General features: G+C 69.6%; 27 protein-coding genes. 15 read left to right on the top strand and 12 right to left on the bottom strand.

All coding sequences use genetic code 11. The features are described 5' to 3' along the window. The first annotated feature begins 14 nt into the window (after window positions 1-14). From bioD to Pka01_RS38565, 4 genes are all read left to right on the top strand, one after another. Window positions 15-737 (top strand): dethiobiotin synthase, encoded by a 723-nt coding sequence (gene bioD, locus Pka01_RS38580; RefSeq protein ID WP_203887957.1) that lies wholly within the window; start codon window positions 15-17, stop codon window positions 735-737. Then, on the top strand, window positions 734-1,774 hold the full coding sequence (gene bioB, locus Pka01_RS38575; protein ID WP_239116198.1) for a biotin synthase BioB: 1,041 nt from the start codon (window positions 734-736) through the stop codon (window positions 1,772-1,774). Before bioD ends, bioB begins: the two co-directional genes overlap by 4 nt. A gap of 88 nt (window positions 1,775-1,862) precedes the next feature. After that, window positions 1,863-3,509, top strand: a complete 1,647-nt coding sequence (locus tag Pka01_RS38570) for an acetolactate synthase (protein WP_203887956.1) — start codon at window positions 1,863-1,865, stop codon at window positions 3,507-3,509. Between the two features lie 2 nt (window positions 3,510-3,511). After that, window positions 3,512-3,718, top strand: a complete 207-nt coding sequence (locus tag Pka01_RS38565) for a hypothetical protein (RefSeq protein ID WP_203887955.1) — start codon at window positions 3,512-3,514, stop codon at window positions 3,716-3,718. Here the strand turns inward: Pka01_RS38565 and bsaP are convergent. Further along, window positions 3,663-3,845, bottom strand: coding sequence for a biotin synthase auxiliary protein BsaP (gene bsaP, locus Pka01_RS41760; protein ID WP_444544170.1), 183 nt, complete (start codon window positions 3,843-3,845; stop codon window positions 3,663-3,665). The two genes, Pka01_RS38565 and bsaP, sit on opposite strands and share 56 nt — an antisense overlap. Window positions 3,846-3,883: 38 nt before the next feature. Here bsaP and Pka01_RS38560 point away from each other — a divergent pair, with 38 nt between their 5' ends. Further along, a complete protein-coding gene (locus tag Pka01_RS38560) occupies window positions 3,884-4,261 on the top strand; it encodes a thioesterase family protein (protein ID WP_239116195.1) in 378 nt (125 codons plus the stop codon). A gap of 149 nt (window positions 4,262-4,410) precedes the next feature. Here the strand turns inward: Pka01_RS38560 and Pka01_RS38555 are convergent, their stop codons facing one another. The 6 genes from Pka01_RS38555 to Pka01_RS38530 all read right to left on the bottom strand — a co-directional run bounded on the left by Pka01_RS38555 (window position 4,411) and on the right by Pka01_RS38530 (window position 9,654). Then, window positions 4,411-4,623: a biotin/lipoyl-binding carrier protein gene (locus Pka01_RS38555; protein ID WP_203887989.1), complete on the bottom strand. Its 213-nt coding sequence runs from the start codon at window positions 4,621-4,623 to the stop codon at window positions 4,411-4,413. Window positions 4,624-4,928: 305 nt separating this feature from the next. After that, a complete protein-coding gene (locus Pka01_RS38550; protein WP_203887954.1) occupies window positions 4,929-6,203 on the bottom strand; it encodes an HD-GYP domain-containing protein in 1,275 nt (424 codons plus the stop codon). After that, window positions 6,200-7,552, bottom strand: coding sequence for an HD-GYP domain-containing protein (locus Pka01_RS38545; protein ID WP_203887953.1), 1,353 nt, complete (start codon window positions 7,550-7,552; stop codon window positions 6,200-6,202). Before Pka01_RS38545 ends, Pka01_RS38550 begins: the two co-directional genes overlap by 4 nt. A 320-nt stretch (window positions 7,553-7,872) precedes the next feature. Beyond that, window positions 7,873-8,784, bottom strand: coding sequence for an NAD-dependent epimerase/dehydratase family protein (locus Pka01_RS38540; RefSeq protein WP_203887952.1), 912 nt, complete (start codon window positions 8,782-8,784; stop codon window positions 7,873-7,875). 34 nt (window positions 8,785-8,818) lie between these two features. Further along, the gene (gene rsrA / locus Pka01_RS38535) at window positions 8,819-9,085 is read right to left on the bottom strand and encodes a mycothiol system anti-sigma-R factor (protein WP_203887951.1); all 267 of its coding nucleotides are present in this window, start codon (window positions 9,083-9,085) and stop codon (window positions 8,819-8,821) included. Further along, window positions 9,082-9,654, bottom strand: coding sequence for a sigma-70 family RNA polymerase sigma factor (locus Pka01_RS38530; RefSeq protein WP_239116228.1), 573 nt, complete (start codon window positions 9,652-9,654; stop codon window positions 9,082-9,084). The genes rsrA and Pka01_RS38530 overlap by 4 nt, the downstream gene beginning before the upstream one ends. A 282-nt stretch (window positions 9,655-9,936) precedes the next feature. Between Pka01_RS38530 and Pka01_RS38525 the strand changes: the two genes are divergently transcribed. Next, window positions 9,937-10,710: a class I SAM-dependent methyltransferase gene (locus tag Pka01_RS38525; RefSeq protein WP_203887950.1), complete on the top strand. Its 774-nt coding sequence runs from the start codon at window positions 9,937-9,939 to the stop codon at window positions 10,708-10,710. Here the strand turns inward: Pka01_RS38525 and Pka01_RS38520 are convergent. Both Pka01_RS38520 and Pka01_RS38515 read right to left on the bottom strand, forming a co-directional pair. Beyond that, on the bottom strand, window positions 10,707-11,039 hold the full coding sequence (locus Pka01_RS38520) for a TraR/DksA family transcriptional regulator (protein WP_203887949.1): 333 nt from the start codon (window positions 11,037-11,039) through the stop codon (window positions 10,707-10,709). The genes Pka01_RS38525 and Pka01_RS38520 overlap by 4 nt on opposite strands. Before the next feature lie 137 nt (window positions 11,040-11,176). Next, on the bottom strand, window positions 11,177-11,947 hold the full coding sequence (locus Pka01_RS38515; protein ID WP_203887948.1) for an SOS response-associated peptidase: 771 nt from the start codon (window positions 11,945-11,947) through the stop codon (window positions 11,177-11,179). Between the two features lie 74 nt (window positions 11,948-12,021). On the opposite strand from Pka01_RS38515, the gene aroA reads away from it, so the two are divergent. Next, window positions 12,022-13,326, top strand: coding sequence for a 3-phosphoshikimate 1-carboxyvinyltransferase (gene aroA, locus Pka01_RS38510; RefSeq protein WP_203887947.1), 1,305 nt, complete (start codon window positions 12,022-12,024; stop codon window positions 13,324-13,326). Between the two features lie 70 nt (window positions 13,327-13,396). Then, window positions 13,397-14,464: a ribosome small subunit-dependent GTPase A gene (gene rsgA / locus Pka01_RS38505; protein WP_203887987.1), complete on the top strand. Its 1,068-nt coding sequence runs from the start codon at window positions 13,397-13,399 to the stop codon at window positions 14,462-14,464. Between the two features lie 15 nt (window positions 14,465-14,479). Here the strand turns inward: rsgA and Pka01_RS38500 are convergent, their stop codons facing one another. Then, window positions 14,480-14,917 carry a DUF4442 domain-containing protein gene (locus Pka01_RS38500; protein WP_203887946.1) on the bottom strand — a complete coding sequence of 146 codons (438 nt, stop codon included), beginning with the start codon at window positions 14,915-14,917 and terminating at the stop codon, window positions 14,480-14,482. An 80-nt stretch (window positions 14,918-14,997) separates the two neighbouring features. Here Pka01_RS38500 and hisN point away from each other — a divergent pair, with 80 nt between their 5' ends. Then, window positions 14,998-15,783, top strand: a complete 786-nt coding sequence (gene hisN, locus Pka01_RS38495) for a histidinol-phosphatase (protein ID WP_203887945.1) — start codon at window positions 14,998-15,000, stop codon at window positions 15,781-15,783. Window positions 15,784-15,858: 75 nt separating this feature from the next. On the opposite strand, the gene Pka01_RS38490 is transcribed toward hisN, so the two are convergent. Both Pka01_RS38490 and Pka01_RS41065 read right to left on the bottom strand, forming a co-directional pair. Further along, complete coding sequence (locus Pka01_RS38490) at window positions 15,859-16,680, bottom strand: fructosamine kinase family protein (protein WP_239116192.1); 822 nt, start codon at window positions 16,678-16,680, stop codon at window positions 15,859-15,861. Next, a complete protein-coding gene (locus Pka01_RS41065) occupies window positions 16,667-17,125 on the bottom strand; it encodes a low molecular weight protein-tyrosine-phosphatase (protein ID WP_239116182.1) in 459 nt (152 codons plus the stop codon). Before Pka01_RS41065 ends, Pka01_RS38490 begins: the two co-directional genes overlap by 14 nt. Before the next feature lie 161 nt (window positions 17,126-17,286). On the opposite strand from Pka01_RS41065, the gene pstS reads away from it, so the two are divergent. The 6 genes from pstS to Pka01_RS38460 all read left to right on the top strand — a co-directional run bounded on the left by pstS (window position 17,287) and on the right by Pka01_RS38460 (window position 22,853). After that, window positions 17,287-18,393, top strand: a complete 1,107-nt coding sequence (gene pstS / locus Pka01_RS38485; protein ID WP_203887943.1) for a phosphate ABC transporter substrate-binding protein PstS — start codon at window positions 17,287-17,289, stop codon at window positions 18,391-18,393. A gap of 5 nt (window positions 18,394-18,398) precedes the next feature. Further along, window positions 18,399-19,379: a phosphate ABC transporter permease subunit PstC gene (gene pstC, locus Pka01_RS38480; RefSeq protein ID WP_203887942.1), complete on the top strand. Its 981-nt coding sequence runs from the start codon at window positions 18,399-18,401 to the stop codon at window positions 19,377-19,379. 2 nt (window positions 19,380-19,381) lie between these two features. Then, window positions 19,382-20,260: a phosphate ABC transporter permease PstA gene (pstA, locus tag Pka01_RS38475; protein WP_203887986.1), complete on the top strand. Its 879-nt coding sequence runs from the start codon at window positions 19,382-19,384 to the stop codon at window positions 20,258-20,260. A 3-nt stretch (window positions 20,261-20,263) separates the two neighbouring features. After that, the gene (pstB, locus tag Pka01_RS38470; protein ID WP_203887941.1) at window positions 20,264-21,040 is read left to right on the top strand and encodes a phosphate ABC transporter ATP-binding protein PstB; all 777 of its coding nucleotides are present in this window, start codon (window positions 20,264-20,266) and stop codon (window positions 21,038-21,040) included. A gap of 58 nt (window positions 21,041-21,098) precedes the next feature. Next, a complete protein-coding gene (locus tag Pka01_RS38465) occupies window positions 21,099-21,761 on the top strand; it encodes a response regulator transcription factor (RefSeq protein WP_239116172.1) in 663 nt (220 codons plus the stop codon). 129 nt (window positions 21,762-21,890) lie between these two features. Beyond that, the gene (locus Pka01_RS38460; protein WP_203887939.1) at window positions 21,891-22,853 is read left to right on the top strand and encodes a MerR family transcriptional regulator; all 963 of its coding nucleotides are present in this window, start codon (window positions 21,891-21,893) and stop codon (window positions 22,851-22,853) included. The last annotated feature ends 22 nt before the right edge of the window (window positions 22,854-22,875 follow it).

Raw genomic sequence — 22,875 nt, 5'->3', positions numbered from 1 at the left:
CCTACGCTGCGGTGATGAGCATTCTCGTTGTCACCGGCACGGACACCGGCGTCGGCAAGACGGTGGTGACGGCCGCCGTCGCGGCCCTCGCAAGGGACAGGGGCGCCGCCGTCGCGGTCGTGAAGCCCGCGCAGACGGGTGTGGCGCCGGGCGAGGCCGGCGACCTCGACGAGGTGATCCGGCTGTCGGGGGTCACGACGACGTTCGAGTTCGCCAGGTTCCCCGACCCGCTCTCTCCCGCTGCCGCTGCCCGGACCGCGGGCCTGCCGCCGTTGTCGCTGTCCGCGGCGGCGGCGCGCATCCGTGAGCTCGCCGAGTCGCACCGGCTCGTGATCGTCGAAGGCGCGGGCGGCCTCCTCGTCCGCTTCGACGAAGACGGCGGGACGCTCGCCGACCTGGCCAGGGAGCTCCACGCGCTGGTCGTGGTGGTGGCGAGGCCCTCCCTGGGCACGCTCAACCACACCGCGCTCACGCTGGAAGCCATGGCGGGCCGGGGCCTGGAGCCGGCCGGAGTGGTGATCGGCTCGTGGCCCGCCGAGCCCGACCTCGCCGAACGGTGCAACGTCGCCGACCTGGAGACGCTCGCCGCGCGACCGCTCGCCGGCGCGTTGCCGGCCGGCGCAGGCGCGCTGACCAGGGAGGAGTTCGCGGACGTCGCCCGAGCGGGACTCGCCCCCACCCTCGGGGGTGTGTTCGATCCCGCCGCATTCCGCTCGACCTTTAAGCTTTCGTCGTGACCGAAACCCCGCAGTCGCCCGAAGCGGAACGGAGTCCCTTGGAGACCGACATCGTGGAAGTCGCCCGCGCCCAGGTGCTGGAGCAGGGCAGGGGGCTGGACGCGGCACAGGCGCTGGCCTGCCTGACCCTGCCCGACGAGCGCCTGCCCGAGTTGCTCGCGCTGGCGCACGAGGTGCGGATGAAGTGGTGCGGTCCCGAGGTCGAGGTGGAGGGGATCATCTCCCTGAAGACCGGCGGCTGCCCGGAGGACTGCCACTTCTGCTCGCAGTCGGGCCAGTTCTCCTCGCCCGTCAGGGCCGCCTGGCTGGACATTCCTTCCCTGGTCCAGGCGGCGGTTGAGACCGCGCAGACCGGGGCGACGGAGTTCTGCATCGTTGCGGCCGTGCGCGGCCCCGACCGGCGGCTCATGGACCAGGTGCGCGAGGGCGTGAAGGCCATCCGCGAGGCCGTGGACATCAACGTCGCCTGCTCGCTGGGCATGCTGACCCAGGCCCAGGTCGACGAGCTCGCCGAGATGGGGGTCCATCGGTACAACCACAACCTCGAGACCGCGCGCTCCCACTTCTCCCACGTGGTCACGACCCACACCTGGCAGGAGCGCTGGGACACCTGCCTGATGGTCCGCGACGCCGGCATGGAGCTGTGCTGCGGCGGCATCGTCGGCATGGGCGAAACGCTGGAGCAGCGGGCGGAGTTCGCCGCCCAGCTCGGCGAGCTGGCGCCCGACGAGGTGCCGCTCAACTTCCTCAACCCGCGCCCCGGCACGCCGTTCTCCGACTACCCGCTCGTGGCGGGCACGGAGGCGCTCAAGACGATCGCCACGTTCCGCCTCGCCCTGCCGCGCACGATCCTGCGCTACGCGGGAGGGCGGGAGCTGACGCTCGGCGACCTCGGCACGCGCGACGGCATGCTCGGCGGCATCAACGCGATCATCGTGGGCAACTACCTGACCACCCTCGGCCGGTCGCCCGAGGACGACCTCGGGCTCCTCGCCGACCTGAAGATGCCGATCAAGGCGCTGTCCCAGACCCTCTAGCGGTCAGGGTGTCAACGCCGCGATTCGGGGAAGTTCTGCCAGACCAAGAGCCCAGACCGGCTAAGTGACTGACTGGTAGGTTCACCGCATGGAGTCCCCCAAGCACGCAGGCGACATCGCGGTCGCCGTTTCTCAGGCCTACGGCGTCGAGACGATGTTCACCTTGTCCGGCGGGCACGTCTTCCCCCTCTACGACGGGGCCGTGCACGAAGGCATGCGCATTCTCGACGTCCGCCATGAGCAGAGCGCGGTCTTCGCCGCCGAGGCGACCGCGCGTCTGACGAGAAAACCGGGTCTGGCGGTCCTCACCGCCGGCCCGGGCATCACCAACGGCGTCTCCGGAATGGCCACCGCCCACTTCAACGGGTCACCCGTGGTCGTGCTCGGCGGCCGGGCTCCACGGTCCCGGTGGGGATCGGGCGCGCTGCAGGAGATGGACCATCCCCCCTTGCTGGAGCCCATCACCAAGCTCGCCTTCACCGGGTCGGGCGCAGACTCCATCGGGCAGGACGTCGAGATGGCCTTCCGTACGGCCGTCGCCCCCCACCGAGGGCCGGTGTTCCTGGACTTCTACATGGACGACCTGTTCTCCCCCTCGGCCGCGCACACCACCGAGACGCTCAGCCCGTCGCCGCTCGAGCCCGACGAGGAGGCACTGGCCCAGATCGCCCGGCTGATCTCCGAGGCCGAGCGGCCCGTGCTCGTGCTCGGCTCGGACGTCTGGATGGAACGGGCCGAGGAGGCCGCGCGCGACTTCGCCGAGGCATACCGTCTCCCCGTCATCCCGAACGGCCAGGGCCGGGGCATCCTGCCCGCGGGCCACGAGCTGCTCGTCACGCGGGCGCGCGGCGCCGCCTTCGGGCAGGCGGACCTCGTGATCGTCGTCGGCACCCCGCTCGACTTCCGCCTCGGCTACGGCTGGTTCGGCGGCAAGGACGGCGCCCCGCTCGCCAAGGTCGTCCACATCGGCGACGCGCCCTCCCAGATCGCCACGCACACCGGCCTGTCCGGGTCGGCGGCGGGCGACCTGTCGGTGCTCTTCTGGGGCCTCTCCTCGGCATGTGAGGCCGCCGGCGTGAACCCCAAGGGCTACGCCCCGTGGCTGGCCAAGCTGGCCGAGACGGCCGCGGCGGCGATCGCGGCGGACACGCCCCTGCTGGAGTCGGACTCCGACCCGATCCACCCCATGCGCATCTACGGCGAGCTCGGCAAACTGCTGGCCGACGACGCCGTCGTGATCGGCGACGGCGGCGACTTCGTGTCCTACGCGGGCAAGTACGTCGAGCCCCGCAAGGCCGGAAACTGGCTCGACCCTGGTCCGTACGGCTGCCTCGGCACCGGGCTCGGCTACTCCATCGCGGCCCGCATCGCGCGGCCGTCCTCACAGGTCGTGCTGCTCCTCGGAGACGGCGCCGCCGGGTTCTCGCTGATGGACGTCGACACCCTGGTCCGGCACAAGCTGCCCGTCGTCATGATCTGCGGCAACAACGGCATGTGGGGCCTGGAGAAGCACCCCATGCAGATGTTGTACGGCTACGACGTGGCCGCCGAGCTTCAGCCGCAGACGCGGTACGACCAGGTGGTCACCGCCCTCGACGGCGCCGGCGAGCTGGTGACGTCACCGGCGGAGATCGGTCCCGCATTGCAGAGGGCCTTCGACTCCGGCGTGCCGTACCTGGTGAACATCGCCACCGACCCGGAGATCGCCTACCCGCGGAACACCACCGGGGTGTGACCGTGCGAGCCCCGGCCCGCCGTCAGGTCAGGGCCGCGGGCTCGTCGTCGCGGTACGGCGGCGGGCGGTACGGCGGCGGGCGGTACGGCGGCGGGCGGTACGGCGGCGGGCGGTACGGCGGCGGGCGGTACGGCGTCATCGTGGTGCGGTGGCTCAGCTCGCCGCACCGCCGTGCTCGGAGCAGCGCGCCGACCAGCTGCGCGGGGTGACCTGCACCACCATGCGGCGGCGGCATCGCGGGCAGTAGCGCGGCGGCTCCATAACCCGGGCGGCGAGGCACGCGGCGTGATCGCCCTCGTCGGCCGGGCGGCCGCAGTGATCGCAGAAGGGGTCCACGGTCCTCACCCTAATCGGGCACTAATAGGCTGGCACGTATGACACTGGCTCCTGGCCTGCGCGCCGAGGTCCTCATCATGGTGGAGCGGTCCGACACCGCGATCCGGGTGGGCAGCGGCGACGTACCGGTGCTGGGCACACCCCGGCTGCTCTCGTTCGCCGAGAGCGCCACGGTGAAGGCGGTCCAGCACTACCTCGCGCCCGGCCAGACATCGGTCGGCACGAAGGTCCAGTTGGAGCACATCGCGCCCAGCCCGGTCGGGATGCACGTGGAGATCGCCGCCGAGCTGGTCGAGGTGGACGGCCGGCGACTGGTCTTCTCGATCATGGCCGTCGACAAGAGGGGCGTCCTGGTGGGCACCGGCAGGATCGAACGGGTCGTCGTGGACCGCGAGAGGTTCCTCGCCCGGCTGTGAGCATGCATGATCACGGACGGCGTTTCCCCTGTTCACAGGGCGTCCGGGCGAATCCGCGCATGATCACGATTGATGTTTTCGCTGACCAGGCGGGCGATCCACGAATCTGTGCATGATCACAACCTGAGGGTGTGCGGGGCCCTGGGTCGTTACTCGATCACGGCGATCAGGTCGCCGCCCTGGATGACGTCGCCCTCGGCGACCTTCAGCTGGGCGACCACCCCGGATTCCTCGGCGAGGACCGGGATCTCCATCTTCATCGACTCCAGGATGACGAGCGTGTCGCCCTCCTCGACCGTGTCGCCCTCCTCGACGACGATCTTCCACACGTTCGCCACCATCTCGGCGCGCACCTCGGCCACGGGGACTCCCTTCATCATGGTCAACTGTCGGGCTTTCCTCATCCGGCAAACCGGCCCGGTGTCGTAGTCCCCGCTCATGGACTCGGGGTCGTCCAGGAGCTCGGCACAGAACGGCAGATTGTTCTTGGTCTGCGTCCGCTTCGGCCGAGATCGCACACGCTGCCACCCTATGGCCATTCCCACGATCGGCTTCCCGGTCGTTCCGACGGAACCTCCACAGGCGAATCTGTAGGGCCGGCACAAGGAAAGATCCTGAGCACGGCCCCGGACGGGCTCCGGTGGGACGTCTTCTACAAGCGCGACTCCTACATGCGCGACATCGTCAGCCGATCGACCACCCGGGCCATCGCCTCCACGACCGTCGGGTCGTACTCGGTCCCGCCGTCGAGGCGGAGCCGCTCCAACGCCGCGGCGGCGCGGTCCCTGTCCGTCGACGCGCCCACCAGGTCGTCGTACGCGTTGGCCGCCTTGATGATCCGGCTGGCCATGGGCGGCGAGTCGGCGACCGGATCGCACTGCCTGCGGACGATCTCGGCGACCGCGTGCAGCACACCGGTCTTCCTGATCACCTCGGCACCCAGTTCCGCGATGCGCCGGGCCTGCGCGGGATCGGTCAGCACGGTGGCGCCGCCCGGGATCGGATCGCGAAGGGAGAGCTGGCCGATGTCGTGCATGAGTGCGGCGTACTCGAGCTCGAGCAGCTGCGGCTCGGCCATGCCGAGCTCCCTGCCGATGGCGACGGACAGCTGGCTGACCCGGCGGGAGTGGCCGGGCTCGACGTAACCGCCCACCTCGGTGACCCTGCTCAGCGCCCGGACGGTCTGCAGGTAGGTGGCCCTGATCCCGGCGTACTTGCGGAAGGCCACCTGCGTGACCAGCAGCGGCGCCGCGAAGGCGGGCAGCGCGGTCAGGTCCATGCTGTGCGACGCGAGGGCGAGCAACATCCCGGACGCGGCCACCGCGGCGCCCAGCGGCGCCGCCATCCTGATCTCGTCCCGTACGGCCACGCCGAACACGGTCCTGACCTGCTCTGCGCGGAGCATCGCGGCGATCATGACGTCGACCGACAACATCACGGTGATGAGAAGAGCCATCACGCCGAGGGCGGGCCACCAGTCCCCCGCCGCGGCGATCTCGTAGAGCGGGTGCGCGACCGGACGGTAGGCGAAGGCCAGCAGCGAGCCCGCGAGGAGCCGCCTCGCCATCGCGTCCAGACGCGGCGGACGGCCGACGGCGACATGCGGCAGGGCGCCGGCGATCATGCCGACCGACATCACGGCGACGACCTGCAACGCCGACTGGGTCGCCTCACGGCCGCCGACGTCGAGCAGGAGCGCGTATCCGAGGGACGCGGCCGTGGAGACCGGCGCCACCTCGCGGTTGCCCGGCATGGTCAGCCGGGCGAGCTCACCCGCGGCGATCAGCAAGCCGAACCCGATCGCCACGTGCGAGTCGACCAGCCCGGCCGCGGCTGTGTGGGCGACGCCCGCGACGGTCAGCATGCCGGCCGCGCAGATGAGCAGGAGTTGGCCGGAGTCGAGCCCCGGCGACCGGGTCGCCGCCGTCCGCCGCTCGCTCATCGCTCCGACACCACCTGGATGGGCGTCGTCGGGTCGTCGTGATCCTTGGCGGTCGTCTCGACCACGTCGTCCGACGGAGCCGGAGCGGTCTGCGGCGGATGCCAGCCGTCCCGGCTCAGGGCCTTGATGAAGGTGCTGACCATGATCGGATCGAACTGCGTTCCCGCGTTCTTGAGCAACTCGCCCACGGCGACGTCGATCGGCTTCGCCTTGCGGTAGGCCCGGTCGGAGGTCATGGAGTCGAACGCGTCCGCCACCGCGATGATCCGGGCGAACTCCGGGATCTCCATCCCGGCCAGGCCCATCGGGTAACCCTTCCCGTCGTGCCGTTCGTGGTGGTGCATGATCCCGGCGAACGCCTCGTCCAGGAAGTCGATCCCCCGCACGATCTCCAGACCGCGCATGGGATGCAGCTGGATCGCGGCGTACTCCTCCTCGGTGAGGTCTCCGTCCTTCTGCAGGACCTTCGTCGGCACGCCCAGCTTGCCCACGTCGTGGAGCATCCCGGCGTAGCGGATGGCCTGGAGGCGCTCGGCGCCCATCCCGATCTCTTCGGCGATCATGCCGGAGGCGGCGGAGACCCGGGTGCAGTGGCCCCGGGTGTAGTAGTCCTTGGTCTCCACCGCCTGGCACAGGGCCGCGATCGTCGCGTCGTACGAGCGCTGCTCGGCGTGGTAGTGGCCCAGCGCCCAGCGGGCGACGAACAGGGGCAGCAGCACGAGCACGGTCGAGATCGACTCCACGGTGGCCCACAGCCCGGCGATCAGCAGGCCGAACGTGGCGTACCCCACGTAGGACCCGAGGAACTGAACGGTGCCGCGCAGCGCGACCTGGTGCTTGCCCACCCCCGCCACGAGCAGGATGATCAGGGCGGTCAGGACGAAGTTGATGGCGACGAAGGCCGCGGTGGCCGCGCCGTACGGGACGAGGATGCCGGGGAAGTCGGTGATCTTGGGCAGGCCCGGCACGCCGCCCGTGAGCTCGAACGCCCGGCCGGCCGCGTACCCGCAGATCACGAATTGCGCGCCGTTGAACAGGCGCTTGACGACGGCGAGGCCCGGCCGGACGCTCAGGACGGCCATCAGGCCGACGAGCGCCGCGCCTTCTGGCCCGACGAGGACCACGGCCGCCAGGGCGGCGGAGTAGCTGACGGAAACGGCGGCCTGCGGCACGTTGAGCAACGTCGGAACGGACTCGCAGACCAGAAACAGCAGCGCGAGGACGAGGAGCGTCGGCCAGTGGATCTCGCTCGTCCACTCCGGCGCGAGGATGCAGTGGACGAGCAGGTAGACCGCGGCCCCGATGATCGCGACGAAATAGATCCTGGCAGGCCACGGTAGTTCCCGCATGACGCCACCTCGGGTGAGAGAAGCCTATGGATCATGTGAAGGAAGTGGATCCACAGGCAGGAACTACGTCCAGGAGATCCCCGGAGTCCCCGCGACGGTGCCGACGAGCACAACCACAGGGGTCAGCAGCGTCATTGCCGCCAGTAGTCGGACGATGGTCTTCCCAAGCATGGTGCCGCCTCCACATCGATTCGCCACTCAGGCTACAGAACGCGACACCGGCGATCGGGGATGTCGGGGCTTCGCGGCCAAAACGTAATCAAGCAATCACGCTGTGTTGAATTATCCCGATTTATCGCGCCCGAATCGACCCGTATCGCTCACGCACCCATGGCCCACGCGACGGTGGCCTTGAGGCCGGCGGCGAGGTCGTACGCGGGCCGCCACCCGAGACCCTCGAACGCGGGCGCCGGATCGACGGCCATGGCCGGGAGATCTCCCAGCCGGGCAGGCTCGAAGTCGGGTTCGTCGGGGACTCCCGCCGCGGCGGCGACGAGCGTGTGCAACCGCCGGTCGGTCGTCTGCACGCCCGTCCCGAGATTGAACCGGCTGCCGTTCCCGTCAGGCCCGCACGCCCGGGCGAAGCCGTCCACCACGTCGTCGACGTAGACGTAGTCGCGTGTCTGGGACCCGTCGCCGTACACGACCGTGCGCCTGCCGGACAGCAGGGCGTCCGTGAAGATCGAGACGACGCCCGCCTCGCCCTCGGGCGACTGCCGCGGGCCGTACACGTTGGACAACACCAGCGTGGTGTACTCCAGGCCGTACAGTCCGCTGAAGGCGGACAGGTAGATCTCACCGCTGAGTTTGGACGCGGCGTACGGCGAGCGCGGGTCGGTGGCCGCTCCCGCCGGAACGGGGATGATCGAGGGCCTGCCGTACACGGCGACCGACGAGGCGTAGACGACCTTGCGCGCGCCCGCGCGCCTGGCCGCCTCGATCACGTTGACGGTGCCCTCGACGTTCAGCCTGGCGTCGTGGACGGGGTCTGCGACGCTCTTCCTGACGCTGATCTGCGCGGCCAGATGGCAGACGACCTCCGGCCGCGACTCCTCGATCACCGCGCCCACGGCAGGGTCGCGCACGTCCATCACGTGCAGGCGCGCCTCGGAGTTCCGATTGCGCCCCGACGACAGGTCGTCAAGGACCGTCACCTCGTGCCCGTCCCGCACCAGCCGATCGACCAGCGTGGACCCGATGAACCCGGCTCCGCCCGTGACCACTATCCGCATGCCGTCGCCCCTCCAGGATCTCCGGGGGGAGATCCTAATCGGGAAGCTGGGCGCGCACCTGTTCGATCCGAGTCATGACCTTCGCGCGCAGGTCGTCGGGCACGGGGTCGCACCCGCAGTGCTTGGCGACAAGCTGCTTGACCGCCTTCTCCAGGCCGTACTCGTCGAGGCAGGAGTGGCACTCGTCGAGGTGCTGCCTGATGTCGGCGCAACCGTTCTCGTCCAGCTCGCCGTCGAGGTAGCTGTAGATCCGGTCGAGAACGTCACTACACGGGGTGTCGTGGTGGTTCCCGCAGCTCATCGCTCCTCCTGGCCAAGCAAATCGTCGTCGGCCCCGCCACGGGAGTCCGACCGCGCGAGCCCGCGGTCACGTGCGTAGTCCTGCAGCAGCGTCCGCAGCTGGCGGCGGCCACGATGCAGGCGGGACATCACGGTGCCGATCGGCGTGCCCATGATGTCGGCGATTTCCTTGTACGGGAAGCCCTCGACGTCGGCCAGATAGACCGCGATGCGGAACTCCTCGGGAAGAGCCGCCAGCGCGTTCTTCACGTCGCTGTCGGGCAGGTGCTCGAGCGCCTCGATCTCGGCGGACTTGAGGCCGCTGGACGTGTGCGACTCGGCACGGGCGAGCTGCCAGTCCTCGATCTCCTCCGTGCCCGACTGCTTCGGCTCGCGCTGCTTCTTGCGATAACTGTTGATGAATGTGTTGGTCAGGATGCGGTAGAGCCAGGCCTTGAGGTTCGTTCCCTCTTGGAACTGGTGGAAGGAGGCGAAAGCCTTGGCGAAGGTCTCCTGCAGGAGGTCTTCCGCATCCGCGGGATTACGGGTCATCCGGAGCGCGGCGGAGTAGAGCTGGTCGAGATACGGCATGACGTCGCGCTCGAACCGCTCACTGCGCTGCCCCAGAGTCTCCTCAGCTGTCTTGGAGACCGGACCCACCCCCTTCGGAACACCGTACCCAGCCGAGAATACCGGCCGGGTCGCGGCGCTCCTGCCGGGGGCTTCCGGCAGCACCAACGTGTTCATGCCCACCTGTAACAGGTGGGGCGTAGAGTCTGTTCCCGGTGCGGTTTGAGGTGATGAACGCCTCCGCAAGGGGAAATACATACGTACCGGCTGGTAGCCCGGAAATTCGACGTCCAGGAGCTGCTCGTGCTGCCTATTCCGGCCAACGAACTCAATGGCTCGGGCACGCTCGGGCCGTACTGGAACTTTTACCACGCGGTCGTCGCCGAGCAGTTGCGCCAATGGCTGCCCGGAGGCCCGTCCCTGCTGGTCGACCTTTCCGGAGGCCGGGGCAGGTGGCCGGCCCAGGCCGCCCGCGCCGGCCACCGGGTGATCGAGGTCATGGACTTCCGCAGGCCGTTCGAGCCGTGGCTCAGGGACGCCTCCGACCTGACCCAGAAGGTCCGCGCCGACAACCTCGCGTTCCTCCCCGACGCCAGCGTCGACGCGGTGATCGCCGAGGAGCGCATGTTGTCGGTCGACCTCATGGCCGAGTCGGTGATCGAGGACATGGCCCGCGTGCTGAAGCCCGGCGGCCGCGCCCTGTTGTGCGTCGACTCGCTCGTCCTGGGCATGGCGATCCTCGCCGAGCAGAACTACTGGGCCCATCTGTGCCAGACGGGCGAGGTCATGCTCATCCCGTGGCCGGACGGCAGCATCACCCGGTGCTTCACCAGCGCGCAGGTCCGCGAACTGGTCACCGGCGCCGGGCTCGAGGTGGAGTGGATCCGGCCGCGGACGGTTCTGTCCCCGTCCATGGTCGATCGCGTGCTCGGCTCCGGCGGGCGGTCGCTCGCCTGGCTGGTCCGCACCGAACTCGCGACCCAGCCGGACGACGACGACACCGTGGGCATCCACCTGGTGGCCAGCGCCCGCAAGCCGCTCCGGGCGGCGGCGCGGACCCAGGGACACACGACCTAGCGGCGGCGCTCCCGCTTCGACTGGCACTGGACGCAGCGGGCCGCTTCCGGCCGCGCCTCCAGCCTGCCCTCGGGGACGGGGGCGGCGCAGTCCACGCACCGCCCGTAGCCGCCCTGGTCGAGCCGGACGAGAGCGTCCTGAACCTCCTTGCGCTGCCGCGACGCGACGTCCAGCATGGCCCGCGTGCGGTCGGCGTCGGTGAGATCGGCCCCGGCGTCGGCGGCCGATCGTTCCGGCACGGCGACCGGGTCGCCCTTCAGCACCCTGATCGAACGGTCGAGCTCTTCGAGCATGATTTCCAAGCGCATACGCGCGGTCGCGACATCCACGAATCCGCACCTCCGGGAGCGTGGGGAACACCCGCCGAGGAGCCCCGGTCTCCCGACAGGTCGGCATTTATTACGGCGTGGTGAACCGCTTTCGTTACCGGATGCCCGTTCGGCGTCCGACTTACACCAATGGATTTCTAGAAAAGCGCGTCCGCATCCGCGCCGTTTCCCGTTTCCTTGCCGACCGGCTCCGCCGGCTCGACCAGAGCGGGGCCGTTGTTGCGCACGTTGTTCACCTCGGTCGAGACGGGATACGCCTCGAGCCTGTCGGGGCTTGCGGGGACCAGCAGTTTCGCCGGGTCCTTCAGCCGGGGGTCGAGCCATTCCGCCCAGCGGTCGCGCTCGACCATCATCGGCATGCGGTCGTGAATGCGGCCCAGCTCGTCCTCGGCCGACGTGGTGATCACCGTGCAGGTGCACAACCATTTCAGGGGATCGTCGTCCGCCCGGCCCGGGTCCTTCCAGAACTCGTACAGCCCGGCCATCGCGAGCACGCCGCCGTCCGACGGATGGATGAAATAGGGCTGCTTCTTCTTGTCCTCCGTCGGCATCCACTCGAAATAGCCGTCCGCGGGCAGGAGACACCGTCTCGAGGCGAAAGCCGTGCGAAACGCGGGTTTGTCCCCCACGGTCTCGATCCGCGCGTTGATGAGCCGCGAGCCGATCGACGGATCCTTCGCCCAGCTCGGCACCAGCCCCCACCGGACCACGCGCAACTGCCGCACCGGTCGTCCCGAGCGGCTCCCGTCGTCGTCCCTGGGCACGCGGCTCATGACCGCGTAGACCCCTTTGGTGGGAGCCACGTTGTAGTCGGGCCCGAGCTCCTGGTCGGGGGCGCCGTCGAGCTCGACCTCGAACTCCTCGAGAAGGTCATGCTTCTTGCGCGCCGACGCGTATCTCCCGCACATGCCTCCCAGACTGCCATTTCCGGCCCATGCGCGCGCCGTACGGGCTCGTGGGGGCGCGACGATAGGCTTCTGGCATGGCCACACCGCACTCCGCCTCCACGGGCCCAGAGGCGCTCTGGACGGCCCCGGCAGCCGCCGGGCCGGTCAACGCGACCGTCCGCCTGCCCGGATCCAAGTCGGTGACCAACCGTGCGCTGCTACTCGCCGCGCTGGCCGACGCGCCCAGCAGGGTACGGCGGGCGTTGCGCAGCCGGGACGCGGATCTGATGGTGGCCGCCCTGCGGTCCCTCGGCGCGGAGATGACGCCTTCCGGGGAGAGCCGGTCGAGTGTGGACTGGGCGATCACCCCGCGGCCCGTCAGGGGCGGCGTGTCGATCGACGTGGGCCTGGCGGGCACTGTGATGCGGTTCGTGCCCGCGGTGGCCGCGCTCGCGGACGGCCCGGTGCGCTTCGACGGCGACCCGGCGGCGCGCAAGCGGCCCATGGGACCGATCCTGGGGGCGCTGCGCGCCCTGGGGGCTTCCGTCGACGCCGACGCCCTGCCGTTCACCGTCCGCGGCCCCATCTCGGGCGGGGAGGTGGTCCTCGACGCCTCCACCTCGTCCCAGATGGTCTCGGGCCTGCTGCTGGCGGGCGCCCGCTTCGAAAAGGGCGTGACCGTACGGCACAGCGGACCCCCCGTCCCTTCGATGCCCCACATCGAGATGACCGTCCACATGCTGCGGCAGGCCGGCGTCGAGGTGGACGACTCCGGAGCCGACGTGTGGCGGGTGGAGCCCGGGCCGATCAGGGCGCACGACGTCGACGTCGAGCCAGACCTGTCCAACGCGGCGCCGTTCCTCGCAGGAGCACTCGTCGCCGGCGGCACGGTCGTGGTCCCCGGCTGGCCGGAGGAGACCACGCAGGGCGGCGACCGGCTCCGCCCCCTGCTGGAGCGGATGGGCGCGACGGTGACCCGCGTCCCTGATGGCCTCCAGGTGACGGGCTCCGGTCGGGTGCGGGGCATCGAGGCCGACCTGCACGATGTGAGCGAGCTGACGCCGACCATCGCCGCGCTGGCGGCCCTCGCCGACTCCCCCTCCCGCATCGGCGGCGTGGCCCACATCCGCGGACACGAGACCGACCGCATCGCCGCGCTCGCCACGGAGATCAACAGGCTCGGAGGCGACGCCCGCGAGACGCCCGACGGGCTGGAGATCCACCCCCGGCCGCTGTCGGGCGGGGTCTTCCACTCCTACGACGACCACCGGATGGCCACGGCGGGCGCCGTGATCGGGCTGGCCGTACCCGGCGTCCAGGTGGAGAACATCGCGACCACGGGCAAGACCCTCCCGGAGTTCCCGGACATGTGGGCCGCCATGCTGGGCGGCGCGCGATGAGAGGGCCTCGGCCGGCGACCCGCCCCGTGAGCGGCGCTCACCGGTGCGCGACACGATCGGGGCGCGGGCGCTGAAAAGACGGCAGTACGACGAGGACGACGTCAGGGTGAGACCGGGCAAGGGATCCCGGCCCCGGACGCGGACGCGCCCTGCCCATGAGGAGGCCGTCGAGGGCTTCGTCGTCGCCGTCGACCGCGGCCGTTACACCTGCCTCGTCGGGGACGGCATCCCCCGGGTGAACGGGGACGCCCCGGCCGCGCGTCCCCAAACGAAGGCCGCCGCCCGCCGCGCGGGGAAGACGGACAGGATCCTCGTCGTCGCGATGAAGGCCAGGGAACTCGGCCGTAAGGGCATCGTCGTCGGAGACCGCGTCGCGATCGTGGGCGACGTGTCGGGCCGTCCCGACACGCTCGCGCGGATCGTGCGCGTGGAGGAGCGCGACTCGATGTTGCGGCGCAGCGCCGACGACACCGACGACATCGAGCGGCCGATCGTGGCCAACGCCGACCAGCTCGTCATCGTCACGGCGCTGGCCGACCCGCCGCCGCGCCCCCGGATGATCGACCGGATGCTCGTCGCCGCCTTCGACGCCGACATCGATCCGCTGCTCTGCCTCACCAAGGCCGACCTCGCCGCGCCCGACGAACTGGTGTCCCTCTATGAGCCGCTCGGCGTGCCGTACGTGGTGGTCGAGAAGGGCAGCCCGCTCGGCGAGCTGCGCGACCGTGTGACCGACCGGATCAGCGTGCTCGTCGGCCACTCAGGCGTGGGGAAGTCGACGCTGGTCAACGCCTTGGTGCCGGACGCCCGCCGCGCGGTGTCGCACGTCAACGCCGTGACCGGCAGAGGCCGGCACACCTCCACGTCGGCGGTCGCGCTCGAGCTTCCCGAGGGAGGCTGGATCATCGACACGCCCGGGGTCCGCAGCTTCGGCCTCGCCCACGTCGCCATGGAGACCGTGCTCGCCTCCTTTCCCGACTTCAACGAGGCCGCGGTCGACTGTCCCAAGGGCTGCACCCATCTCGGGGACGGATGCGCACTGGACCGCTTCGTCGCGGAGGGCGGCGGGGACCCCGCGCGCCTGGAGTCGCTCAGGCGGCTGCTCGCCAGTCGCGAAGGGTCCCCGGACGACGACTGACCGGCCCGCGGCCGGTCAGCGGTTGGGGCGGAGCGTCCAGGAGACGGTCACCTCGGACACGACGGTCCCCGCCGCGTCACGGATGTCGACCACGACGTCGAACTCCGGCCGCTCTCCGGCGTCGAGCCGGGCGACGACCTCGTCACGGTCGGCCCGCAGGGTCGCCGACGCCGTCACCTCGCCCATGGCGAGCTTGAGGTAGCGGACCGAGGCCACCGTCGCCAGCGGCACGGCGCGCGAGAGCTGGTCGGCGAACGCCGAGAGCATGGCGGCCCCCGAGGCCGACTCCGCGAGCGAGAACAGGGCGCCGGCGTGCGGGCCGCCCACGTGGTTGTGGAGGTCGTCGCGGTCGGGCATGCGAGCCACGGCGGTGCCGGTTCCGACCGAGTCGAAGGTGACGCCGAGCAGGCGCGCGAACGGGACGCTGTCGAGGAAGAATGCGGCGATGTCCATGATCGGATGTTACCGATGAGTATGTTTTGGAGCGATCCGGGCCTGATGTAATCGGGGTCCGGCACGATAACTTGGCCCCTGTGACGGCATACAGTGACGACCTGCGACTCGCGCATGTGATGGCGGACGCCGCCGACGACATCACCATGCGCCGCTTCAAGGCTGTGGACCTGAAGGTCGACACCAAGCCCGACCTCACCCCGGTCAGCGACGCCGACAGGGCCGTCGAGGAGGCCATCCGCGGCACGCTGCGGCGGGCCCGCCCCCGTGACGCGGTCGTCGGCGAGGAGTTCGGCCGCACCGGGTACGGCATGCGGTCATGGGTCATCGACCCCATCGACGGCACGAAGAACTACGTGCGCGGCGTCCCGGTGTGGGCCACCCTCATCTCGCTGATGGAGGAGGGCAAGGTCGTCGTCGGCGTGGTCTCCGCCCCCGCTCTCGGACGGCGCTGGTGGGCCGCCAGGGACGGCGGCTCCTGGACCGGGCGCAGCCTGACCAAGGCCTCCCGCTGCCGCGTGTCGGAGGTCGGCCGCATCGGCGACGCCTCCTTCGCCTTCTCCGACCTGGAGGAATGGGAGAAGGACAACCGGCTCGACGGATTCCTCGACCTCACCAGACAGGTCTGGCGCAGCCGCGGCTACGGCGACTTCTGGTCGCACATGATGGTCGCGGAAGGATCGGTGGACATCTCCGCCGAGCCCGAGCTGTCCCCCTGGGACATGGCGGCGCTCACCGTGATCGTCGAGGAGGCGGGCGGCACCTGCACCGCCCTGGACGGGACTCAGCCTCTCGACAGCGGCAGCATGGTCTGCACCAACGGACTGCTCCACGGTGAGGTGCTCAAGCGCCTCTCCCGCTCCTGACCGCCACGGCGACCGGCGCGGCCGTCAGCACAGCGATCATTCCCATGGCCGTCTCTGCGATCGTCTCTGTGGCCGTCACATCGCGAGCACCTCGGCCGCGGCCGTGAGCAGGCTGCCCCGGTAGGCGTCGCCGTACAGGCAGACGTGCACCGCGAGCGGGTGAAGCTGATGCAGCGGCACCCGCTCCCGCCAGCCGTCGGCGGGCGGGGCGGCCTCCCGGTAGGCGCCCAGGATCGTGGCGAGGTGCGGGGCGCCGAAGAGCGCGAGCATGGCGAGGTCGGTCTCCCGGTGGCCTCCGTGCGCCGCCGGGTCGACCAGCGCGACACGCCCGGGGCCCGAGTCTCCCCGGCCCGAAGGAGCGGTCCACAGCAGGTTGCCGTTCCAGAGGTCGCCGTGGATGCGGGCGGGCGGTTCCGCCGGGCCCGACACCTCCTTCACGCGGTCGCAGGCCTCCTCGACCAGGTCGACGTCGGCCGCCGACAACCCCCCGGCGTCGCGGGCCTGCCGTACGAACGGGAGCACCCGCTGGGAGGTGTAGAAGGTGGGCCAGTCGGGAGCCGGCCCGTTGCCCATCGGCAGCTCGGCGATCGAGCCGGGCCACGGGGCGCCGAAGCCCTCCGCACCGGCGGCGTGGAGAGCGGCGAGCTCATGGCCGAAACGTTCGGCCGCCGCCGCCGTCGCCGGCGCCGTCTCGATCCACTCCAGCACCAGGGTGTCGCCGTCCGCCTCGACGACTTCGGGCACGACCACGGCCGCAGGCTCGGCGAGCCAGCGGAGCCCGGCGGCCTCGGCGGTGAAGTCGGCGCCCTTCTTGACGAAGAGCCGCCGCCCGTCACCGTCGACGGCTTCGTGAAGGGTCCAGGCGTGGCTCGCGCCGAGGTCTTTAGTGATCTTCAAGGTGCTTCGCCAACCCCTCGGACGCGGCCTCGACCATGACGAGCACGTCGGTGAAGCCCTGCTTCCCGCCGTAGTAGGGGTCGGGCACCTCGGCCCCGTCGGGAGCGTCGGGGTCGAACGAGCGGAACAGCCGCACATCGGCTCCGGGCGGGGCCATCCGCCGCACGGCCCGGAGATTGTCCCGGTCCATGACGAGGACGAGGTCGCGCTCGGCGAACCAGGCGGGGTCGAACTGCCGGGCACGATGAGCGTCTCCGTCGTAACCGTGCTCGGCGAGCGTCGCCAGAGCTCGCTCGTCCATGGGCTCCCCCGCGTGCCAGCCGCCGGTGCCCGCGCTGTCCACGAGCACGTCAAGGCCCCTTTCCTCGAGCGTGCGTCGCAAGACGACCTCGGCCATGGGCGACCGGCAGATGTTCCCCATGCAGACCAGACATATGCGCTTCATGAACCAATGGTCCCGCACACCCGCCGTGACCTGCTCGTTATCTCCATCGATCACCACAAGAGACCAAGCGCGTTCACTACTCGTTCACCTTTACCAAGGGATCCGGTCACCTTCGATCCCTAGTGTCCTCGGCGACGAGAAGACAAGCGGGAGGAATCACCGTGAAGTATGCAGGCCGGCTTGCCGCGGCCGCCATTATCGGCGTGTTTTCGCTCGCCGCATGCGGCACCGACGACAACAGCGGCGACACTGGCACCTCGACCGCCCCGACGGGCGCTGCCACCGGCAGCAGCCTCTCGGGCACGATCAACGCCGCGGGTTCCTCGGCCCAGGCCAACGCGATGGACGAGTGGAAGAAGGGCTTCCAGTCGGCCAACACCGGTGTGAGCATCAACTACAACCCCGCCGGCTCCGGCGCGGGTGTCCAGTCCTTCATCCAGGGCACCGTCGCGTTCGCCGGCTCTGACTCGGCGCTCAACGACGAGAAGGGCGAGCCGGCTCAGGCCGACGCCCGCTGCAAGACCGGCAAGGCGATCAACCTGCCCATGGTGATCGGCCCCGTCGCCGTCGTCTACAACGTCCCCGGTGTGGACGGCCTGCAGCTGTCGCCGAAGACCATCGGCGGCATCTTCAACAGCAAGATCACCAAGTGGGACGACCCGGCCATCAAGGCCGACAACCCCGACGCCACGCTCCCCTCGACCGCGATCCAGGCGTTCCACCGCTCGGACGAGTCGGGCACCAGCGACAACTTCACCAAGTTCCTCAAGGCGACCGCCGACTGGCCGTACGAGCCGGGCAAGGCGTGGCCGGCCGAGGCCAAGGGTCAGGGCGCCAAGGGCTCCGACCAGATCGCCGCTTCGGTGAAGAGCACCGAGGGCGCGATCAGCTACGTCGAGCTCTCCTTCGCCGAGAACTCGAGCCTCCAGAAGGCCAAGGTCGCCAACGGCTCCGGCGAGTTCGTCGAGCTCACCCCGGAGAGCGCGGGCAAGACGGTCGAGGCCGCCCAGGTCGCGGGCACCGGCAACGACCTCAAGCTCAAGATCGACTACGCCACCAGCGCCGCGGGTGCCTACCCGATCGTCCTGGTGACCTACGAGATCACCTGTGAGAAGGGCCTGTCGGCCACGGACCTTCCGCTGGTCAAGTCCTTCCTCACCTACACGGCCAGCGACGCCGGCCAGCAGGCCCTGACCGGCCTGGGCTACGCCCCGCTGCCGGCCAGCCTCATCACCAAGGTTCGGACCGCCGTCGAGGCGATCTCCTAGCCCTTATGGCCACGTCTCTTCCCAAGACCGAAGGCGGGCCGGCTCTTAGCCGGTCCGCCTATCGGCGCAGCCGCGGCGACGTTCCCTTCCGCTTCCTGTCCACCGCCTCAGGTGTGGTCCTGCTGGCGATCATGGCGGCGATCGCGGTCTTCCTCGTCGTGAAGGCGATCCCCGCCCTTCAGGCGAACACGTCGCACTTCCTGACCGAACTGACCTGGGTGCCCAACGCCACCGAGCCCGTCTTCGGAATCGGCGCACTGGCCTTCGGCACCGTCATCAGCTCGTTCATCGCGCTCGTCGTCGCCACCCCGGTGGCCGTCGGCGTCGCCCTGTTCATCTCCCACTACGCCCCCCGTCGCCTGGCCTCGGTGCTGGGCTACGTGATCGACCTTCTCGCCGCCGTCCCCAGCGTCGTGTACGGCCTGTGGGGCGTGACCTTCCTCGTCCCCTTCATGCTGGGGCCGTCCACGTTCCTGAACGACTACCTCGGGTGGATCCCGATCTTCGGCGGGGACTCGGTCGTCGGCAAGAGCATGCTCACAGCCTCGCTGGTGCTGGCGATCATGATCCTTCCGATCATTGCCGCGATCTCCCGTGAGGTCTTCCTCCAGGCCCCGAAGATCCAGGAGGAGGCCGCGCTCGCCCTCGGCGCCACCCGCTGGGAGATGATCCGGATGGCGGTCCTGCCGTTCGGCCGTCCCGGCGTCATCACCGCGGCGCTGCTCGGTCTCGGCCGGGCCATGGGCGAGACGATCGCCGTCGCCCTGATCTTCCCTGCGACGTTCACCATCTCGTTCCGCATCCTCAGCCCGAACGGCAACAGCATCGCCGCCAACATCGCCAACGGATTCGGCGAGGCCACGGACGTCGGCCGAGGCGCGCTCATCGCGTCCGGCCTGGTGCTGTTCGTGATCACACTCGTGGTGAACACGGCCGCCCGCCTCATCATCGCCCGCCGTAAGGAATACGCGAGGGCCGCAGCGTGACCGTGCAAACCGGAATTCGACCCCTCTCCGTCGGCAGGCGGGTCAAGGACCGCGCGGTCCAGGGCCTGGTCTACCTGGCCTTCGCCATCGCCGTCGTCCCGCTCGTGTCGGTGCTGTGGATGGTCATCAGCAACGGCCTCAAGCGGTTCGACATCGAGTTCCTCACCCACTCGATGCGCAACATCGGTGCACGGGACGCCGGAGGCGGCGCCTACCACGCGATCATCGGCACGCTGGAGCAGGTGCTCCTCGCCTCACTGATCGCGGTGCCGATCGGGCTGCTGACCGCCGTCTACCTCGTGGAGTACGGCAACGGCGGCCGGCTGTCGCGGATGATCAGCTTCTTCGTGGACATCATGACCGGTGTCCCGTCCATCGTCGCCGGCCTCTTCGTCCTGGCGTTCTGGATCCTCGTGCTCGGGATGCCGTTCTCGGGCTTCGCCGGCGCGCTGGCTCTGTCGATCCTGATGATGCCCGTGGTGGTCAGATCGACGGAGGAGATGTTGCGGCTCGTGCCGAACGAGCTGCGAGAGGCGTCGTTCGCGCTCGGCGTGCCGAAGTGGCGCACGATCGCCAAGGTCGTCCTGCCGACCGCCTTCACCGGCATAGTCACGGGCGTCATGCTGGCAGTCGCCCGTGTCGCGGGTGAGACGGCGCCGCTGCTGCTCACCGTGTTCTTCACCGACTCCATCAACGAAGACCCGTTCAACGGGCCGCAGATGGGTCTTCCGCTGTACGTCTTCGGTCAGTCGGGTCTGCCCCAGGACGTCGCCATCGACCGCGCCTGGACCGGAGCACTCACTCTGATCCTGATCGTCATGCTGCTGAACCTGGTCGCACGCCTCATCTCGTGGTGGCGTTCGCCTGCAAAGAGGGGATAAGAGATGGCTAAGCAGATCGAGGTCTCCGACCTCGATGCCTACTACGGATCGCACAAGGCGATCGAGGGCATCTCGATGACCATCGAGCCGCGTTCCGTCACGGCGTTCATCGGTCCCTCCGGTTGCGGCAAGTCGACGTTCCTGCGGACCCTGAACCGCATGCACGAGGTCATCCCCGGCGCGCGCGTCGAAGGCAAGGTCCGCCTGGAGGACCAGGACCTGTACGGCGCCAATGTCGACCCCGTGTCCGTACGGCGGACCATCGGCATGGTGTTCCAGCGGCCCAACCCGTTCCCCACGATGTCGATCTTCGACAACGTGGCCGCCGGCCTCCGGCTGAACGGTCGTTTCTCCAGGTCGCAGCTCGACGGCATCGTCGAGGAGTCCCTCAAGGGAGCCAACCTCTGGAACGAGGTCAAGACCCGGCTCAACAAGCCGGGTGCCGGTCTGTCCGGCGGACAGCAGCAGCGTCTGTGCATCGCGCGAGCGATCGCGGTGCGGCCGCAGGTCCTGCTCATGGACGAGCCGTGCTCGGCCCTCGACCCGATCTCGACTCTCGCGATCGAGGATCTGATCTCCCAGCTCAAGCAGGAGTTCACGATCGTCATCGTGACCCACAACATGCAGCAGGCGGCTCGCGTCAGCGACCGGACCGCCTTCTTCAACCTCGCGGCGCAGGGTCAGCCGGGCAAGCTCATCGAGATGGATGAGACCTCGCGGATCTTCACCAACCCGACGCAGAAGGCGACCGAGGACTACATCACCGGCCGCTTCGGCTGAGCATTGGAGGACCTGGGTGGCGGCACCCGTAGTGGAGGGGGACACTCGGTCGGCACCCATGCTTTTGGTGGCCGATCCGGACGCGGGCCTCATCCAGCAGTTGGTGGCGGCCCTGGAACCCGAAGGGATCGATGTCACCGGCGTAATGGACGGTGCGCAGGCACTGCTCCAGGCAGGCGCACTCCAGCCGGACGCGGTACTGATCAGCTCTTCCCTGCCGGTCGTCGGCCCGGTCGACTTCGTCCGGGCCGTACGGCTCGCGCGGGCCGTGCCGGTCCTGCTCGGTATCGATTTCGGGAGCGATACCGAGCAGGCCCTGCAGGCCCTCGCGGCCGGGGCGACGGCATGCGTGGCCCGTCCCTACCGAGTACACGAGCTGCTTCCGCTCGTCCAGGCGGCCTTCCGGCGCCAGGGCGATCACCGGATCGTGCTCACGATCGGCGACGTCGAGCTGGACGTCACGGCCTACCAGGTGAAGGTCGCGGGACATGTCGTGCATCTGCCCCTTCGAGAGTTCGAGTTGCTCCACTATCTGATGCGCAACGCCGATCGGACCGTCACACGCGAGCAGATCATGCGGCACGTGTGGCATTCCGCGGACGCGATGTCCACCAACACGATCGCCGTCCATGTGAAACGGCTGCGCGCCAGACTCGGTGACGACGAGGACAGGATGATTCAGACCGTTCGTGGAGTGGGCTACCGCCTGGTCTCCACCTGATCTCCTCTTGCTCGGTCACACCGGCGACGCCGGACCCGCTCATCGGGTCCGGCGTCGCCGGTTTCTGCTTCGCTGTACGCCCAGGGGGCGGCTTGAGTCTCCCTCAGGGGGAGACGCGAGGGTGGAGGCATGGACGGCGACACGCTCTACTCGATCGGCGATCTGGCCCGGAGGACCGGGCTCACGGTCAAGACCATCCGGTTCTACTCCGACCGCGGGATCGTGCCGCCCGCCGACCGCAGTCCGGCCGGCTACCGCCTCTACGACGTCGACGCCGTGGCCCGCCTCGATCTCGTACGGACGCTCCGCGATCTGGGCGTGGACCTGCCCACGATCAAGAAGGTCGTGGAGCAGGAGGTCTCCCTCGCCGAGGTCGCCAAGGCCCACGCCGAGGCACTGGCGGTGCAGATCAGAGTGTTGAGCCTGCGGCGCGCGGTGCTCACGGCGGTGGCCAGGCGCGGATCGACCCCTGAGGAGACGGATCTCATGCACAAACTGGCCAAGCTGTCCGAAGACGAACGCCGGCGTCTCACCGGTGACTTCCTCGACGCGGTCTTCGGAGACCTCGACGGCGAGCCCGGATTCGCGGGCATCATGCGTTCGATGACCCCAGAGCTGCCCGACGACGCCGAGCCCGCGCAGATCGAAGCGTGGGTGGAGCTGGCCGAGCTCTCTCAGGACCCGCGGTTCCGTGAGGTCATGCGGCACCTCGCGGAGCTGCATGCCGACGAGCGTGCCCACGGTGAGGCCGCGGGAGTGCGCAGGCACGGCGTCGCGGTGGTCCGTGAAGTGGTGAGGCCGGCACTGGCGGCCGGTATCGACCCGGTGTCTCCTGAGGCGGATCCGGTCGTCGAGGCGATGATGACCCAGTACGCGCTCGTCACCGGTCGTCCCGACTACGACGGCCTCCGGCATCGCCTGCTGCTACGTCTGGAGGCGGCGAGCGACCCCCGCAGGGAGCTGTACCTCCGCCTGCTCGCGGTGGTCAACGGCTGGCCGGCCCCGGAGAGCCTGGCACCGGTGTTCGACTGGGCCGTTCCCGCGTTGCGGACGCGAACTGACGCGCTCTCCGGTGTTCTTCCGGAGGAATGACATCTGTCGTGAAAATGTCGTG

It is taken from the genome of Planotetraspora kaengkrachanensis (assembly GCF_016862895.1).
Taxonomy (GTDB): Bacteria; Actinomycetota; Actinomycetes; order Streptosporangiales; family Streptosporangiaceae; genus Planotetraspora; species Planotetraspora kaengkrachanensis.
Note: the sequence above shows the minus strand (reverse complement) of the source record. Positions and strands in the feature narration are given on the sequence as shown.